Annotated in this window: 17 protein-coding genes; 9 read left to right on the forward strand and 8 right to left on the reverse strand. The window is 54.5% G+C overall.

What is annotated here, in order from left to right; all coding sequences use genetic code 11:
- Positions 1-135 precede the first annotated feature (135 nt).
- Genes QZ197_RS00665 through QZ197_RS00685 form a run of 5 tightly spaced genes read right to left on the reverse strand, consistent with a single transcriptional unit; the run spans position 136 to position 4,101 of the window.
- Positions 136-1,008: a 50S ribosomal protein L11 methyltransferase gene (locus QZ197_RS00665; RefSeq protein ID WP_296429278.1), complete on the reverse strand. Its 873-nt coding sequence runs from the start codon at positions 1,006-1,008 to the stop codon at positions 136-138.
- A 53-nt stretch (positions 1,009-1,061) separates the two neighbouring features.
- On the reverse strand, positions 1,062-1,775 hold the full coding sequence (locus QZ197_RS00670) for an SGNH/GDSL hydrolase family protein (RefSeq protein WP_296429279.1): 714 nt from the start codon (positions 1,773-1,775) through the stop codon (positions 1,062-1,064).
- Between the two features lie 9 nt (positions 1,776-1,784).
- On the reverse strand, positions 1,785-2,435 hold the full coding sequence (msrA, locus tag QZ197_RS00675; RefSeq protein WP_296429280.1) for a peptide-methionine (S)-S-oxide reductase MsrA: 651 nt from the start codon (positions 2,433-2,435) through the stop codon (positions 1,785-1,787).
- Positions 2,436-2,487: 52 nt separating this feature from the next.
- Complete coding sequence (locus QZ197_RS00680; RefSeq protein WP_296429281.1) at positions 2,488-3,717, reverse strand: MFS transporter; 1,230 nt, start codon at positions 3,715-3,717, stop codon at positions 2,488-2,490.
- Positions 3,718-3,759: 42 nt separating this feature from the next.
- Positions 3,760-4,101, reverse strand: coding sequence for a RidA family protein (locus QZ197_RS00685; RefSeq protein WP_296429282.1), 342 nt, complete (start codon positions 4,099-4,101; stop codon positions 3,760-3,762).
- Between the two features lie 209 nt (positions 4,102-4,310).
- Here QZ197_RS00685 and ccoG point away from each other — a divergent pair, with 209 nt between their 5' ends.
- The 9 genes from ccoG to QZ197_RS00730 all read left to right on the forward strand — a co-directional run bounded on the left by ccoG (position 4,311) and on the right by QZ197_RS00730 (position 13,443).
- Complete coding sequence (gene ccoG, locus QZ197_RS00690; protein WP_296429283.1) at positions 4,311-5,723, forward strand: cytochrome c oxidase accessory protein CcoG; 1,413 nt, start codon at positions 4,311-4,313, stop codon at positions 5,721-5,723.
- The gene (locus QZ197_RS00695) at positions 5,723-6,175 is read left to right on the forward strand and encodes a FixH family protein (RefSeq protein WP_296429284.1); all 453 of its coding nucleotides are present in this window, start codon (positions 5,723-5,725) and stop codon (positions 6,173-6,175) included. Before ccoG ends, QZ197_RS00695 begins: the two co-directional genes overlap by 1 nt.
- Complete coding sequence (locus QZ197_RS00700) at positions 6,172-8,319, forward strand: heavy metal translocating P-type ATPase (protein WP_296429285.1); 2,148 nt, start codon at positions 6,172-6,174, stop codon at positions 8,317-8,319. Before QZ197_RS00695 ends, QZ197_RS00700 begins: the two co-directional genes overlap by 4 nt.
- Positions 8,316-8,477 (forward strand): cbb3-type cytochrome oxidase assembly protein CcoS, encoded by a 162-nt coding sequence (gene ccoS, locus QZ197_RS00705; protein WP_296429286.1) that lies wholly within the window; start codon positions 8,316-8,318, stop codon positions 8,475-8,477. Before QZ197_RS00700 ends, ccoS begins: the two co-directional genes overlap by 4 nt.
- Before the next feature lie 351 nt (positions 8,478-8,828).
- On the forward strand, positions 8,829-9,113 hold the full coding sequence (locus tag QZ197_RS00710) for a co-chaperone GroES (RefSeq protein WP_296429287.1): 285 nt from the start codon (positions 8,829-8,831) through the stop codon (positions 9,111-9,113).
- A 49-nt stretch (positions 9,114-9,162) separates the two neighbouring features.
- Positions 9,163-10,809 carry a chaperonin GroEL gene (groL, locus tag QZ197_RS00715; RefSeq protein WP_296429288.1) on the forward strand — a complete coding sequence of 549 codons (1,647 nt, stop codon included), beginning with the start codon at positions 9,163-9,165 and terminating at the stop codon, positions 10,807-10,809.
- Positions 10,810-10,979: 170 nt separating this feature from the next.
- Positions 10,980-11,825, forward strand: coding sequence for an NAD(P)-dependent oxidoreductase (locus QZ197_RS00720; RefSeq protein WP_296429289.1), 846 nt, complete (start codon positions 10,980-10,982; stop codon positions 11,823-11,825).
- Between the two features lie 3 nt (positions 11,826-11,828).
- The gene (locus QZ197_RS00725; RefSeq protein WP_296429290.1) at positions 11,829-12,665 is read left to right on the forward strand and encodes a DMT family transporter; all 837 of its coding nucleotides are present in this window, start codon (positions 11,829-11,831) and stop codon (positions 12,663-12,665) included.
- Positions 12,666-12,717: 52 nt separating this feature from the next.
- Complete coding sequence (locus QZ197_RS00730) at positions 12,718-13,443, forward strand: alpha/beta fold hydrolase (RefSeq protein WP_296429291.1); 726 nt, start codon at positions 12,718-12,720, stop codon at positions 13,441-13,443.
- Between the two features lie 3 nt (positions 13,444-13,446).
- Here QZ197_RS00730 and QZ197_RS00735 read toward each other — a convergent pair whose 3' ends face one another.
- The 3 genes from QZ197_RS00735 to QZ197_RS00745 form a co-directional block, all read right to left on the reverse strand.
- Entirely contained in the window at positions 13,447-14,520 is a 1,074-nt protein-coding gene (locus QZ197_RS00735; RefSeq protein ID WP_296429292.1) for a 5-(carboxyamino)imidazole ribonucleotide synthase, read from the reverse strand.
- Entirely contained in the window at positions 14,513-15,001 is a 489-nt protein-coding gene (gene purE, locus QZ197_RS00740) for a 5-(carboxyamino)imidazole ribonucleotide mutase (RefSeq protein ID WP_296429293.1), read from the reverse strand. The genes QZ197_RS00735 and purE overlap by 8 nt, the downstream gene beginning before the upstream one ends.
- A gap of 63 nt (positions 15,002-15,064) precedes the next feature.
- Complete coding sequence (locus QZ197_RS00745) at positions 15,065-15,283, reverse strand: DUF465 domain-containing protein (protein ID WP_296429294.1); 219 nt, start codon at positions 15,281-15,283, stop codon at positions 15,065-15,067.
- Positions 15,284-15,394 lie beyond the last annotated feature (111 nt).

Below are 15,394 nucleotides of genomic sequence, written 5' to 3' on the forward strand. Positions count from 1 at the left end.
TTTTGTCGAATGGGACGTTGGCTTGCACCGGGAGACCCTCCAGAAATTAACTATACTAATTACGAATATACTTTCTGCCTTAATGAAGCCTTAAACAAGTCTTTTTGATCGATTTGGGCCATTTACCATCTTAAATCAGCCTTTTTTCGCCAAAACTAGTGTCGCCCAGTCTACAATCGACCGATTTTCGATTAATTCGAACCCATTTTGATGATAAACTGAAACGACCTCATCGGCTTGTTCGTTCAAAATACCCGAGAGAATCACATACCCTCCCGTGCTTACATGCCGCCCCATATCAGGCGCGAGGCCGATCAGAGGGCCTTTGAGAATGTTGGCAAAGATCAAGTCATAGGGGCCTCCATTTGCCAGTTCGGGCGCTTCAAAACCCGGCGCTACAAGACAGTTGATGCGGTCGCGCAGATTATTGCTCAACACGTTGGCTTGGGCCACTTCAACAGCGACCGGATCGATGTCGCTGGCCAAGATCATATCAGGCAACACTTTGGCAGCTGCCATTGCGAGTACGGCCGTGCCGCAGCCGATATCCAAAATCCGCCCACCTTTGAACCCTAGGTCCATTAACGCGTCGAATGCTTCTAGGCAGCCTTTTGTGGTGCCGTGATGACCCGTTCCGAACGCCATTGCCGCATCGATTAACAGCGGGATCTTGTCCATTGGCACCTTGTCTGCGTCATGCGATCCGTAGACAAAGAACCGCCCTGCTGCGACGGGCGCCAATTCGCGCTGCACTTTGGACACCCAATCCTGATCGGGGATTTCCGAGATGTTGAATGGTTTGGCTTGATGCAAGGCCGAAAACACAGCCAATGCCGCCGCGTCTGGCGTTTGCGTGAAATAGGCCGCGACCTCCCACAGACCCGAACCGTCTTCGATCTCGAAAACACCGATGCCTGTCGGCTCAGGCACCAGCCCTTCAAGTGTCTCTGCTAATTGGTAGGCAGGATCTTCGCCCGCGATGGTTGTCAGTGCAGCATATGTGGTCATTTTGGCGCCCTTCGCGTCTGTCCCGCTCCCGTTATTGCGCAGGCCCGACAGCGTCAAGGCAATGGCGCGTGCGCTTTGATGCACTTTACCGCTTCTGCCGCCCATGCGGCATAGACATCAGGTCCGGGGTGAAATCCATCAGACGCCATGCTGTCAGCTTGTAAGGTTTGGCTGAAGGCCAGCCCAGCGCAGCCAGCACGCTGATCCACCATTTGCCGCAAAGCCTTATCGAACCGCATTGCTTGTCGGCCCAGTAGCCACCGAAGTGGATATGGCAGGGCCGGAAAATCCTTAACTGGCGGCAGGCCTGATATGATGACCAATCCGGCTTGGCGTTGCGACTGCAGGTGATCAAGCATTTGTGCCTGCTGCCAAAGGAACCGCCGCAGCGATGTACCTTTTGTGACGTCATTCACACCAAAGGCCGTGAGAACAACGTCATATTGGTCCGAAGCGAGGTCAGGCAGCCAGCCCAGCGCATCAACTGTGCGCGCGCCTGTGACAGCCACAAGGTCATAGTGAACGGTGAAATCATCACAAAGCGTTTGGGTGATCTGCCCCAAAAGCGCATCCGCTTGTGTAGCAACCCCCACGCCTGCGGCGGAAGAGTCGCCGATGATGAGCAGGCGCAGACTTGGGCCAGAACCACAGCTACCACTGCGCGCGCCCTGCGGTTCTGGCAGTTTGACAATACGGTTGCGAACAAAAAGCGCTTGCCCAATCAAGACAGGCAGCAAAGCAATTCGCGCACCGATATCAAGCATCATGGTGTTCGCTTACGCGCCGACCCCAATCGGGCAGGTCACCCCGGTGCCACCGATCCCGCAATAACCACTCGGGTTTTTGGCAAGGTACTGCTGGTGATACTCTTCCGCAAAATAGAACGTCGGCGCGCCGACGATCTCGGATGTAATCACACCAAAGCCTGCTTCGGACAAGCGCGGTGCAAAGGCGGATTTAGATGCTTCGGCCGCAGACTGCTGCGCACTCGAATAAGTGTAGATGCCAGAGCGGTACTGCGTACCCGCATCATTGCCTTGGCGCATGCCTTGGGTCGGGTTGTGGCCTTCCCAAAATACCTGCAGCAGTTCGTCATATGAAATAACGGACGGGTCAAACACGACGCGAACGACCTCGTTATGGCCGGTCTTGCCGCTGCAAACTTCTTCGTATGTCGGGTTCGGAGTATAGCCGCCGGCATAGCCAACCATTGTGGATTGCACCCCGCCCAGCTTCCAGAACATCCGCTCAACGCCCCAAAAACAGCCCATACCGAACATCGCCTCTGCGAGGCCTTCGGGGGCATTTGCGACGATTGGCGTGCCGTAGACAAAATGGGTTTGTGCAGTCGGGATCGCTGATGCGCGTCCTGCGAGTGCAGCCTCTGGCGCGACCATTTCGGATTTTGAACGGTTCATGAAAAACATTTGCGGCCTCCTGTTAGGTTCGACAAGGATATAAGGCGGATGTGCGCATTTACTACTCTGCAGCGCTCAATAATCGCCCTTGGAACACGGTCTCGTGACCGGGGGCTGGATGGCGCGGGATCATCAACGACAAAAGCAGCGATATGATCGCCATGCCAGCAGCGAGCAAAAACACCATGCCGGGTGATTGCAGCCAAACATATCCGAGTAGCGCAGGCAAAAAGACTGCTGCGATATGGTTGATCGTAAAGGCCACTGCGGCAGTCGGTGCAATATCTTGCGGGTCAGCGATTTTCTGGAAGTATGTCTTGATCGCAAGAGCGAGGCTAAAGAACAGGTGGTTCACAACATAAAGTACCGTCGCCAACACCACGCCCCAGCCGAAATAATAGATGCCGCCGTAGGCGAAAAACACCAGACACAGCCCGGCATATTCGAACACTAACGCACGGCGTTCGCCAAAGAATTGCACCAATCCACCCAAAAGCGGGGCCACGAACATATTGATCAGTAAAGTCACCATGAACAGCTTGGTGATGTCATCAACCGCAAAACCAAACTGTTCGACCATCATAAAGCCCGCGAACACGACAAAAATCTGACGCCGCGCGCCAGACATGAATTGCAAGGCATAATACAGCCAATAACGCTTGCGTAGGATCATCTTTTTGATTTGCGGATGCGGGGCCTCGAATTGCGGATAGGCTAGCAGGCAGATCGTGGCGACAACGGCGGTGAACCCGCCAGAGAGCCAATAAACGATACTATATGTTAGCCCGAAACGCTCCCAACTGATCACAATCAGCAGGTAAACCACTAAAGTTGCGGCAGACCCGGCTGACAAAATCCAACCCAGCGTTTGTGGTGCTTTCTTTTTGTCGATCCACTGCAATTGCAGTGATTGGTTTACCGTTTCGTAATAGTGGAAACCGATTGAAGACAACATCGTGACCGCCAAAATCCCGCCCATTTGGGGGAATTGCGCAGTCACCGCTGTGGCCGCACCCAGCATAATCAGCGCGACAAGTCCTAAAACCTGTTCGCGGATAAACATGATCAGGGCGATCACACCAATCGCAAAGAACCCCGGAATTTCGCGGACCGTATGCAGCCAACCAATGTCAGATCCGTCAAAGCCTGCCACCTCAATCACAAAGTTATTCAGCAGCGCGGACCATGTCGCAAAGGCAATTGGCATCGCCATTGCCATAACAAACAACAGCGTTGTCGGCCTGCGCCATAGTGGCAGGGTATGGGCATCTTCAAGGCGAACAATATTCATACCCGCAGACCTACGCCTGTTGTTTCGTGAAAGCGAGAGGGCTTAGTCGTAGGCCGCGTCCACGATGAATTCGACCTTCAATTCTGGACGCGCCAGCTTGGCTTCGCCGCAAGCGCGTGCAGGTGCATGACCGCTGGGAACCCAGTCGTTCCAAACCTCGTTCAGTCCTGCGAAGTCTTTCATGTCCGCCAACCAAATCGTGACCCGCAGCATGTTTTCGCGCGATGATCCGGCTTTTTCCAGCAAGGCATCAACCTTGTCCAAACAAATGCGCACCTGCTCTTGGATCGTGTCACCTTCGGCGACCTGACCGGTCAGGTATGCCACCCCATTGTGCTTTACGATTTTGGAAGAGCGTTCGCCGGTTTCAATACGTTCAATCATTCTGGGTTCCTCTTTGGATCATCATTACGCGCATCAAAGTGATACCGTCCGCGCTTTGGGTCTTATGAACGCGGTATCGCGGCGAAAGCAAATGCAAACATATTTCGATTTTGCAATACAAAGTTAGTTAGATTGATCCACATCAAGGTTTTCTATCGCAACTCCCTTAGAACAGACTCAGCGAACAGAAACTTTCTTTAGGCCAAAAAATGTCTTCAACAGATCCGCAGCCGCTTTATGCCCCGCGTGAACCTATTTTTCCGCGCAGAGTAAAAGGCTTTTACCGCAATCTAAAATGGTGGGTGATGGGGATCACTTTGGGTATTTATTACCTGACCCCGTGGATTCGTTGGGACCGTGGGCCGAACCTGCCCGACCAAGCGGTGTTGATTGATATGGCCCACCGCCGTTTCTATTTCTTCTGGATCGAGATCTGGTCGCACGAGTTCTATTTCGTCGCGGGTCTTTTGATTATGGCCGGGCTTGGACTGTTTCTATTCACGGCGGCACTTGGACGGGTTTGGTGTGGCTATACTTGCCCCCAAACTGTCTGGACCGACCTGTTTATCCTTGTCGAGCGCTGGATCGAGGGCGACCGCAACGCACGGGTCCGCCTGTGGAAAGCGGATTGGAGTTTTCACAAAATCCGCCTGCGCCTATTTAAATGGACCGTTTGGTTGCTAATCTCGGTGGCGACGGGTGGTGCGTGGGTGTTCTATTTCGCCGATGCGCCGACTTTGGCCGTTAGCCTTGCAACCTTAACCGCACCTGCCGTCGCGTGGGCCACAATCGCCGTGCTGACTGCAACAACATTCATATTCGGCGGCTTTATGCGCGAACAAGTGTGCAACTACATGTGCCCTTGGCCCCGTATTCAGGCCGCAATGATGGACCCCGAAACACTGACTGTCGCTTATCGCGAATGGCGTGGCGAACCGCGCGGCAAGCAGCGCGTCGAAGGTGCGGGCGATTGCATTGATTGCATGGCTTGCGTGAATGTCTGCCCAGCGGGCATCGACATTCGCGATGGTCAACAGATGGAGTGCATCACTTGTGCGCTGTGCATTGATGCCTGCGATGACATCATGGCGAAGATTGGCAAACCGCGTGGATTGATTGACTACCTTGCACTGTCTGATCAGGACGAAGAGGCCAAAGGCAAACCAGCCAAGCGTATTTGGGAACATGTCTTGCGCTTTCGGACCATGCTTTACACGACCCTTTGGGCTTTGATTGGTGTAGGTCTGGTTGTGGCACTGTTTGTGCGTGCTGACATCGAAATGACGGTCGCACCTGTGCGCAACCCGACATTTGTAACTCTGTCAGACGGCACGATCCGAAATATCTACGACATCCGCCTGCTCAACAAGAATGGCGAGGACCGCGAGTTCCATCTGTCCCTCACCTCGGACGCGATCCTGCGGATCGAACTTGAGGGGACATCGCAGTTGGTTGTCACGGTCCCCGCAAATGAAACATTTCTACAGCGCGTTTACGTATCGGCCCGCCCAATTGATCCGGCGGCGAGCGTTGACCGAACCGATCTTCGGTTCTGGGTCGAAGACCTGATTTCAGGCGAACGCGCCCACAAAGACGCAATCTTCAACGGAAGGGCACAATAATGACACGTGAATTTACTGGCTGGCACATGTTGGGCCTGATGATTGGTGGTTTTGGTATCATCATCGCGGTGAACCTGACACTGGCGTGGAATGCCGTTGCGACCTTCCCTGGCCTTGAGGCCCGCAATTCCTACGAGGTAAGTCAAACCTTTCAAGCCGACCGCGCAGCACAAAACGCACTGCGCTGGGATGTCAGTGCGGACATCGACGACGGTCTTTTGACGGTAACTGTCCTTGATCATCGCGGTGAACCCATCGAAGTTGAAGTCACGCGCGCCATCCTTGGCCGTGCGACCAACACCAGCCAAGACAGCACGCCCGCATTTGTCTGGAACGGCACCGAATTGGTGGCACCTGTTGCTATGCACGAAGGCTACTGGAATTTGCGCCTTGAATTGATCGCTCCTGACGGTACGAAATTTCGCCGCCGCTTTCCGCTGACCGCGAAATGAGCGACGCCGCCTTTTGTCCAGCTTGCGTTGGGCTGCCAGAAGGGCAGCTTGAAAAAGCGGCATCCAATGGCACCAACCAGATCGTTTTGTCGTTACCCGGTATTCACTGTGTTGCCTGCATCAACGGGGTCGAGCGCAGCTTGCGCGCACTCGAAGGTGTCGCAAACGCGCGGGTAAATCTCAGCATGAAGCGGGTCACGATCGGCACCAACCAGCCCGTGTCACCCGAAACCCTGATTGACACGCTTGAGATGGCAGGGTTCGAGGCCCGCATTCTGGACAATAGCCTGCTAGGTTCCGACGCCGACGAATACGGGCGTGGCCTGATGACCCGCCTCGCCGTGTCCGGTTTTGCGAACATGAATATCATGCTGCTGTCCGTCGCGATCTGGTCCGGTGCGATCGGTGCGACAATGCAGCTGTTCCATTGGATCACAGCGATGATCGCGATCCCGACACTGCTCTATTCCGCCCAACCTTTCTTTGAAAGCGGCTGGCGTTCGCTGAAAGCGGGCCGGTTGAATATGGACGTGCCAATTGCGTTGGCGATCATTCTGGCCTCTGGCATTTCGCTTTATGAGACGATTTATGGCGGGCATCATTCTTACTTTGACGCAGCCGTCACACTGACGTTCTTCCTGCTCATTGGCCGCTACCTAGATCACCGCAGCCGCAAAGCTGCCGCCTCCGCCGCCGCGCAACTTTCCGCACTTGAAGTACCGCGCGTCATGCGGTTGCGCGACGGCGTGCGGCAAATGGTGGATTTCGCAGATTTGGCGATTGGCGATCTGATTCAAGTCTTGCCCGGTGGGCGCATTCCCGTTGATGGCAAAATCACCGACGGTATCAGCCAAATTGACCGCTCGCTTTTGACAGGTGAAAGCCGCCTGAGCGACGCAACTACGGGGACCTCGGTCACCGCAGGCGAGGTCAATATGACCGGTCCGCTCACGATCCGCGCGACCACGGTCGGTTCGGACACAACGCTGCGCAAGATGGTCACGATGGTTGATGAGGCCGAAGCGGTGCGCAATCGCTACACGGCAGTCGCCGACAAAGCCGCTGCGATTTATGCGCCTGCCGTGCATCTGCTGGCACTGTTCGCATTTATCGGCTGGATGCTGTATTCTGCCGATCTGCGTCTGTCGCTGAACATCGCGGTCGCGGTTTTGATCATCACTTGCCCTTGTGCGATGGGCCTTGCTGTCCCTGCAGTGTCGACCACCGCCGCTGGGCGTTTGTTCCGTGCGGGTCTGTTGGTCAAAGACGGCACAGCGCTGGAACGTTTGGCCGAAGTCGATACGGTTGTATTCGATAAAACCGGTACGCTGACCATGCCCGCAGCAGCCCGTGATATGATGGATGCGCAAACGCAAAGCATCGCCCTTGCCATGACACAAAACGCGACCCACCCGATTTCCCAAGCGATAGCGGCTTCGCTTCATGGTGTGATCCCCGCATTAGTGACGAACCAACAAGAACATGCTGGCCAAGGCCTCAGCGCCACTTACAACGGCCAAACGGTCCGCCTTGGGTCAGGCAATTGGCTTGGTGTAGGGCACGGCACATTCATTCAGATCGGTGATGCAAAGCCACAAAGGATTGCTTTGCAGTCGCAGCTGCGCGAAGGCGCGGCAGCCCTCGTGCGCGCATGGCAGGACCAAGGGCTTAGCATTCATCTGGTGTCAGGTGATGACGCAAATGAAACGGCGCGCATCGCTGCCGCACTGAACATTGATGCATGGCAGGCGGCAACCAAACCCGCAGACAAGATAGCGTACATTGAAAAGCTGACAGCAGATGGCGCAAAGGTCCTGATGGTCGGCGACGGTTTGAATGACACTGGTGCGCTGGCCGCGGCCTATGCCTCTATTTCGCCGGCGACGGCGGCGGATGCGTCGCGCGCGGCCTCTGACATCGTGCTGCTGAACGACAGCTTGCAGCCCTTGATCGAACTGCCGTTGGTGGCACGCGCAGCGCTTGCCCGCATCAAGGAAAATTTTACGATATCGACCATTTATAACGTCATCGCAGTGCCCGTAGCCCTTGCCGGTTTTGCCACCCCGCTGATCGCATCCATTGCAATGTCGGCGTCTTCGATTACGGTTCTTTTGAACGCATTGCGCTTGAAGGGACGGCTATGAACATTCTTGTTGTGCTCATTCCAATATCACTTTTTCTAGGCGGGCTTGGGCTGGCAGCGTTCTTGTGGACGCTGCGCAGCAATCAGTATGAAGACCTTGAAGGTGATGCATGGCGTATTCTTTCGGAAGATGACAAAGAACCACGCAAGAAAGACTGAGTGGTGATCGATGCACTGCTTTGGATGAGGGCAGAAACGTTGATCAGCGCATTTGACAAGTAGATAAAGCGGTAATTTTCGCATGCCAAAGACTGTCATACTTGTCAGGCTATTTAACACAAATACAACATACATGTCGAATGTGCTGTTCAGCGCGGCGCTCCACAAGCCCTCCGTTTGCGAGTGCGCACAAGTCACTTCGTTTCCCCAACCAAAATCCCTTGAAACAGAAAAACAAACAATTGCGGGGTGCCACCTGTTGACTCACCTCTCCACGGTCCCTACCTACGCGTTGTCACTCGGCACTGTTGAGTGCTAACACAAAGAAACCCGAACTGGAGAAGTTCTGAAATGGCATTTACACCACTTCACGACCGCGTACTCGTCCGTCGCCTTGAAGGCGAAGAGAAGACGTCTGGCGGCCTTATCATTCCTGAGAGCGCGAAAGAAAAGCCCGCAGAAGGCGAAATCGTCAGCGTTGGCGAAGGCGCACGCAAAGACAGCGGTGAGCTGATCGCGATGTCCGTCAAAGCAGGCGACAAAGTACTGTTTGGCAAATGGTCCGGCACTGAGGTCAAGATCGACGGCGAAGAGCTGTTGATCATGAAAGAAAGCGACATCCTCGGCATTATGTAAGCCGAAGTGATCGACCTCATTATTCACTTAAACGAAGGAGCACATGAAAATGGCTGCTAAAGAAGTAAAATTCGGGACCGACGCCCGCAACCGTATGCTCAAGGGTGTGAACATCCTTGCAGATGCGGTTAAAGTCACGCTTGGTCCAAAGGGCCGCAACGTGGTTTTGGACAAGTCGTTCGGCGCCCCACGTATCACGAAAGACGGTGTATCTGTCGCTAAAGAGATCGAACTGGAAGACAAGTTCGAGAACATGGGCGCGCAGATGGTCAAAGAAGTTGCATCGCGCACCAATGACGAAGCTGGTGACGGTACAACAACTGCAACAGTTCTGGCCCAAGCGATTGTTCGCGAAGGTATGAAATCTGTTGCTGCTGGCATGAACCCAATGGACCTCAAGCGCGGTATCGATCTTGCCACGTTGAAAGTCGTTGAAGCCATCAAAGCTGCGGCACGTCCGGTCAACGACAGCGACGAAGTTGCGCAGGTCGGTACAATTTCCGCCAACGGCGAAGCAGAAATCGGTCGTCAGATCGCTGATGCGATGCAAAAAGTTGGCAACGAAGGCGTTATCACTGTTGAAGAGAACAAAGGCCTCGAGACTGAGACTGATGTTGTTGAAGGCATGCAGTTCGACCGCGGTTACCTGTCCCCTTACTTTGTCACTAACCCTGACAAAATGACTGTTGAACTCGAAGATGCGATCATCTTGTTGCACGAGAAGAAGCTTTCTTCCCTGCAGCCAATGGTTCCACTGCTTGAGGCAGTCATCCAGTCCGGCAAGCCACTTTTGATCATCTCAGAAGATGTCGAAGGCGAAGCACTTGCAACGCTTGTTGTAAACAAGCTGCGCGGCGGTTTGAAAATTGCGGCTGTTAAGGCACCTGGTTTCGGCGATCGCCGCAAAGCCATGTTGCAGGACATCGCAATCCTTACTGGCGGCCAGGTCATCTCTGACGATCTGGGCATGAAGCTGGAAAGCGTCACAATGGACATGCTTGGTTCTGCCAAGCGCGTTTCGATCACCAAAGACGAGACGACTATCGTTGACGGTGGCGGCGACAAAGCTGAAATCGAAGCACGCGTCATGCAGATCCGTGGCCAAGTTGACGAGACAGCATCCGACTACGACCGTGAAAAGCTGCAAGAGCGCGTTGCCAAATTGGCTGGCGGTGTTGCTGTTATCCGCGTCGGCGGCATGTCCGAAGTGGAAGTCAAAGAGCGTAAAGACCGCGTTGACGATGCACTGAACGCGACACGCGCTGCTGTTCAAGAAGGCATCGTTGTTGGTGGTGGTGTTGCTCTGGTTCAGGCTGGCAAAGTACTTGCTGACCTGAAAGGCGCGAACTCCGACCAAGACGTTGGTATTTCGATCATCCGCAAGGCCCTCGAAGCACCACTGCGTCAGATCGCTGAAAACTCAGGCGTTGACGGTTCTGTCGTCGCTGGCAAAATCCGCGAAAGCAACGACAAGTCGTTCGGCTTTAACGCACAAACAGAAGAATATGGCGACATGTTCAAGTTTGGCGTCATCGACCCGGCTAAAGTTGTGCGCACAGCGCTTCAGGACGCAGCATCTGTTGCTGGCCTGCTGATCACAACCGAAGCTATGGTTGCTGATAAGCCGTCGAAAGACGGCGGCGGCGCCGGCATGCCTGACATGGGCGGAATGGGCGGCATGGGCGGCATGATGTAAAACGCGACTTGGGCATCGCCCATACGCGTTTTGCATGAAGCAAGTGTTTGCACAGCAAATACCGGGAACATGTAGACCAAAGTTAAAGAAGGGCGGTTCCGCAAGGAGCCGCCCTTTTCATTTTCGTGTAACCAGTATCAACTAGCTCGACCGCAATTGAAGGGGCTCAAATGGAACGGATCGGTGTCATTGGATTAGGCCGCATGGGTAGCGCCATCGCTTCGCGCATGCAGGATCAAGGATACAACGTCTTGGGCTGGACCCGAAGTGGCGCCAACTTAGCAGGCATCACATCAGCGCCCAATCTTGCAGCACTTGTCGCCAATAGCGACGTCCTGATCCTAAGCCTATTTGACGATACTGCCGTCGCCAGCGTTCTGGATGCATTGCTGGACTCTGACTTGACCGGAAAACAAATCATCGAAACCAGCACTGTTGTTCCTGCCGTTTTGAAGGACCGTATCGCAAGTATAGAAGCGAAAGGGGCGGTTGCCGTTGATGCACCTATTTCTGGCGGACCTGAACTTGTTCATGCTGGTGCGTGTGGTGTTTTCATTGGCGGAACAGAAGCCGCAGCAAAAAGGGCGAGTGCAGTTCTTGCAGGCATCTCAAGTCGGGTTTTTCATGTAGGTCCACTGGGAACCGGACTTGTGATGAAGACAATCAACAACGCTATGCTGCAATGCTACTTTAACGGGCTTGGCGAATTAATGCCCTTGGCCAAACGCTCTGGCTTGCCGATGGAGACGGCGATGCGCATTCTGGCCGGAGGTCCGGCAGGTATGCCTTTCATAGTTGATCGGTTGCCAAAAATCCTAGGCGAAGATGACACCGCGGGCTTCACCATCAACGCGGGCAAAAAAGACAACGGTGTGTTTCAGGGGGTGGTGCAGTCTTATGGGCTGGCATCCGAAACATTGAAGGCTTCCGGCACACGTCTAGAACTGGCGATCAATGCAGGACTGGGCGAAGCCGATCCTGCAGCGCTTGTCCGATTTGCATATGATGCGGGATAGCGCATGAGACTCTTCGCGCTTGTCGCTTTGACAATGTGTGCCTTTGCGGCCAATTCGGTACTCAACCGGATCGGGGTCGCGTTGCAGGGCATGGATCCGCTGGATTTTGCCACGGTACGGACCGCTGCTGGTGCCCTGATGTTGTGGCTGTTGGTGATCGTCCGCAAGGCCCCTTCCCCGCCAGTTTTGACCCGAAAACGCATGGCAGGTGCGGCAGCGCTCGCAGTCTACATGGTTGGGTTCTCATGGGCCTACATCACGCTCGACGCGGGTCTAGGCGCTCTTATTCTATTCGGTGTTCTGCAAGTTGTCATCTTTGGCTGGGCTGTGTTTGAAGGCAATAACATTCCCCTACTGCGCTGGATCGGGGCCGTGATCGCGCTGACGGGGCTTTGCGTATTACTGTGGCCCAGCGGAGAAGCGGCGGTGCACTTGGGCGGTGCAATATCAATGACAATCGCGGGTATCGCTTGGGCTGCCTATACGCTTTTGGGTCGCGCTGAATCTGACGCTTTGGGCGCGACTGCGAGCAACTTTTTGTTGTGTTGCCCTCTCGTGGCAGCGGCAATGGTTTGGATCGGCATTGGCGCCATGCCATTGAACGGTATATTCACAGCGATCATCGCAGGGGCAATCACATCCGGTGTCGGCTATGCGATGTGGTATCACGCACTGCCATCTCTGCCCACAACAGTCGCAGGGATCGCACAGCTTAGCGTTCCAGTGATCGCCGTGGCAGCCGGGGTTGCGCTCCTAAGCGAGCCCTTAACGCTGCGCTTGATCGTCGCTGGCGCGCTTGTTCTAGGCGGAATAGCGGTGTCACTTACCGCGCGACGTTAGGTTTTCTTGTGTTGGGGCTTTTGCTACGCCGAACAAATGCTACCTTTCCAATATGAAACTGATTTGGGCGATCCTTTTTGGCGTTTTTACCGGAGGTGCAGCAATGGCACAGGACTGCGTTGTGCTATTGCACGGCTTGGCACGGACTGAAATTTCTTTGACACCGATGCAATTGGTCCTTGAGGATCACGGCTATAAGGTGATCAACCGCGGCTATCCTTCGACGTCTGCTGATATTCAAACCCTTGTCGATGAACACCTCGCCGAAGATGTGGCGGCCTGTGGTGACGCCACTGTGCATTTTGTGACCCACTCGATGGGCGGCATCCTTGCGCGTGCTTGGCTAGAAAATAACCGCCCGCCAAGCATGGGTCGTGTCGTGATGCTGGCACCACCGAATGGCGGGTCTGAACTGGTCGACATTTTCGGAGATTTTGAACCGTTTCAGTGGGTCAATGGACCTGCGGGAATGCAGCTAGGTACTGACGAAGACAGCCTACCAAACTCTCTTGATTTGCTGCCCTATGAAATTGGGATCATCGCAGGAAACCGCTCGCTTAATCCGGTCTATTCGGCATTAATTGACGGGCCAGACGACGGCAAAGTTTCGGTTGCATCGACCCAGCTGGCCGAAATGCAGGACCAGATTGTCCTGCCTGTCACGCACACCTTCATGATGAACAACCCCCTGGTCATAGAAGAAGTGATCGTGTTCCTCAAGGAAGGGCGTTTTGATCGCGACCTGAGCCTGACTGACGTTATTTTCGGGAACGACTAAGGTCTATTTGGCGGCAGGCACGATCTTGTTTACGTGGCCCATCTTACGGCCCGCTTTAACGTCAGCCTTGCCGTAAAGGTGGATAGCCGCATCGGTTTTAGCTAATTCAGGTACGCGGGCCATATCGTCGCCGATCAGATTTTCCATCACGACATCAGAATGACGCGATCCGTCCCCCAAAGGCCAACCTGCAATGGCACGAATATGCTGTTCAAACTGACAAATCGTACAGCCGTTCTGCGTCCAATGCCCCGAATTATGCACGCGCGGTGCAATTTCGTTCACGATCAAACCTTGCGGTGTCACGAACAGCTCGGCCCCCATAACGCCAACGTAGTCCAGCGCATTGAGAATGCGTGCGGCGATCAAAACCGCGTCTGTCCGCTGGTTCGGGCTAAGCTTTGCAGGCACAGTAGTGGTGCGCAAAATGCCGTCCTCATGCACGTTTTCGCCGGGATCATAGCAAGACACTGCGCCATCCGGCGACCGCGCGCCGATGATCGACACTTCGTGGCTGAAATTAACAAAGCCTTCCAGGATTGCAGGCGCGCCTGCCATATCAGCAAATGCTCCAGCAGCAGCAGCAGGCGTCATAATCCGCGCCTGCCCTTTCCCGTCATACCCGAAACGGCGGGTTTTCAGGATCGCGGGTGTGCCGATTTCAGCAATCGCGGTATCTAGATCAGCGGCGCTGGCCACATCCGCAAAGGGTGCGGTTTGCAGGCCAAGATCTTGCAAGAACTTCTTCTCGACCAATCGATCCTGGCTGGTCGCCAATGCAAGGCGTCCAGGGTGTATCGGCGCAAGCGTTTCAAGCAGATCAAGCGCGCTGGTCGGGATGTTTTCGAATTCATAAGTAATGACATCGACGCTGTGACCAAATGCGGTCAGGGCTATGGCATCTTCATAACTGGCGGTCGTCACACGGTGGGCCACGTCGCCAGCAGGCGCATTTACACCTGGCTCAAAGATATGTGTTTTCAGACCCAACCTTGCAGCCGCGACAGACAGCATCCGACCCAATTGACCACCGCCCAAAATACCAATGGTCGCCCCCACGGGCAGCGGCTTAGTCATTGCTAGGCTCATCAGGGATAGAGGCGCTGAGATCAGCACGCCATTGGTCAAGACGGACGGCAAGTGCGGGGTCTTGAAGCGCCAGAATACCAGCCGCCATCAAGCCACCATTTTTAGCACCAGCCGCACCGATTGCCATTGTGGCCACCGGATAGCCACGCGGCATTTGCAAAATAGAATAAAGACTGTCGACACCCGACAGGGCATTGGTTTGCACTGGAACACCCACAACTGGCACGCGGGTCTTAGAAGCCATCATACCCGGCAAATGAGCAGCGCCGCCTGCGCCAGCAATAATCACCTGCAGTCCGCGATCAACGGCAGTTTTGCCATATTCCCATAGGCGATCAGGCGTGCGGTGCGCTGACACGATCTTGGTCTCATAGGCGACACCCAACTCATCCAATACATCTGCAGCTTCGCGCATTGTGGGCCAATCGGATTGGCTGCCCATAATAATGCCGACAAGGGGTTTGGTCATGACATCGTTCCATCGTTTCAAGAAGGCCGCACTATAGCCATGGCCGCAAGCGCGGCAATGCCATCAGGCAATAATATCAGGGAGAATGCAGTCCTCAAGATACGTGATCCGGTCTTTCAGAGCCAATTTTTGCTTTTTCAACCGCCGCACCGTCAACATATCGGACGATCCACGCATTTGCAGGGCGTCAATCGCCTCGTCGAGATCGCGGTGTTCTTGCTTGAGTACTTCCAATTTCACACGCAGCACTTCGTGCTCTTCCATTTCGTTCGAAACATTCATGTGAAAGGCGTCCAAATCTAGCGTTAACTTGTCGCTACCCTACAGCGGTTTAGGACCAAGAACCTAATACTTCCTCTTGATCAATGCCCTCAGCGCCCCCATATTTTTGAT

This window comes from Yoonia sp., assembly GCF_017854415.1.
In the GTDB taxonomy this organism is placed as follows: domain Bacteria; phylum Pseudomonadota; class Alphaproteobacteria; order Rhodobacterales; family Rhodobacteraceae; genus Yoonia.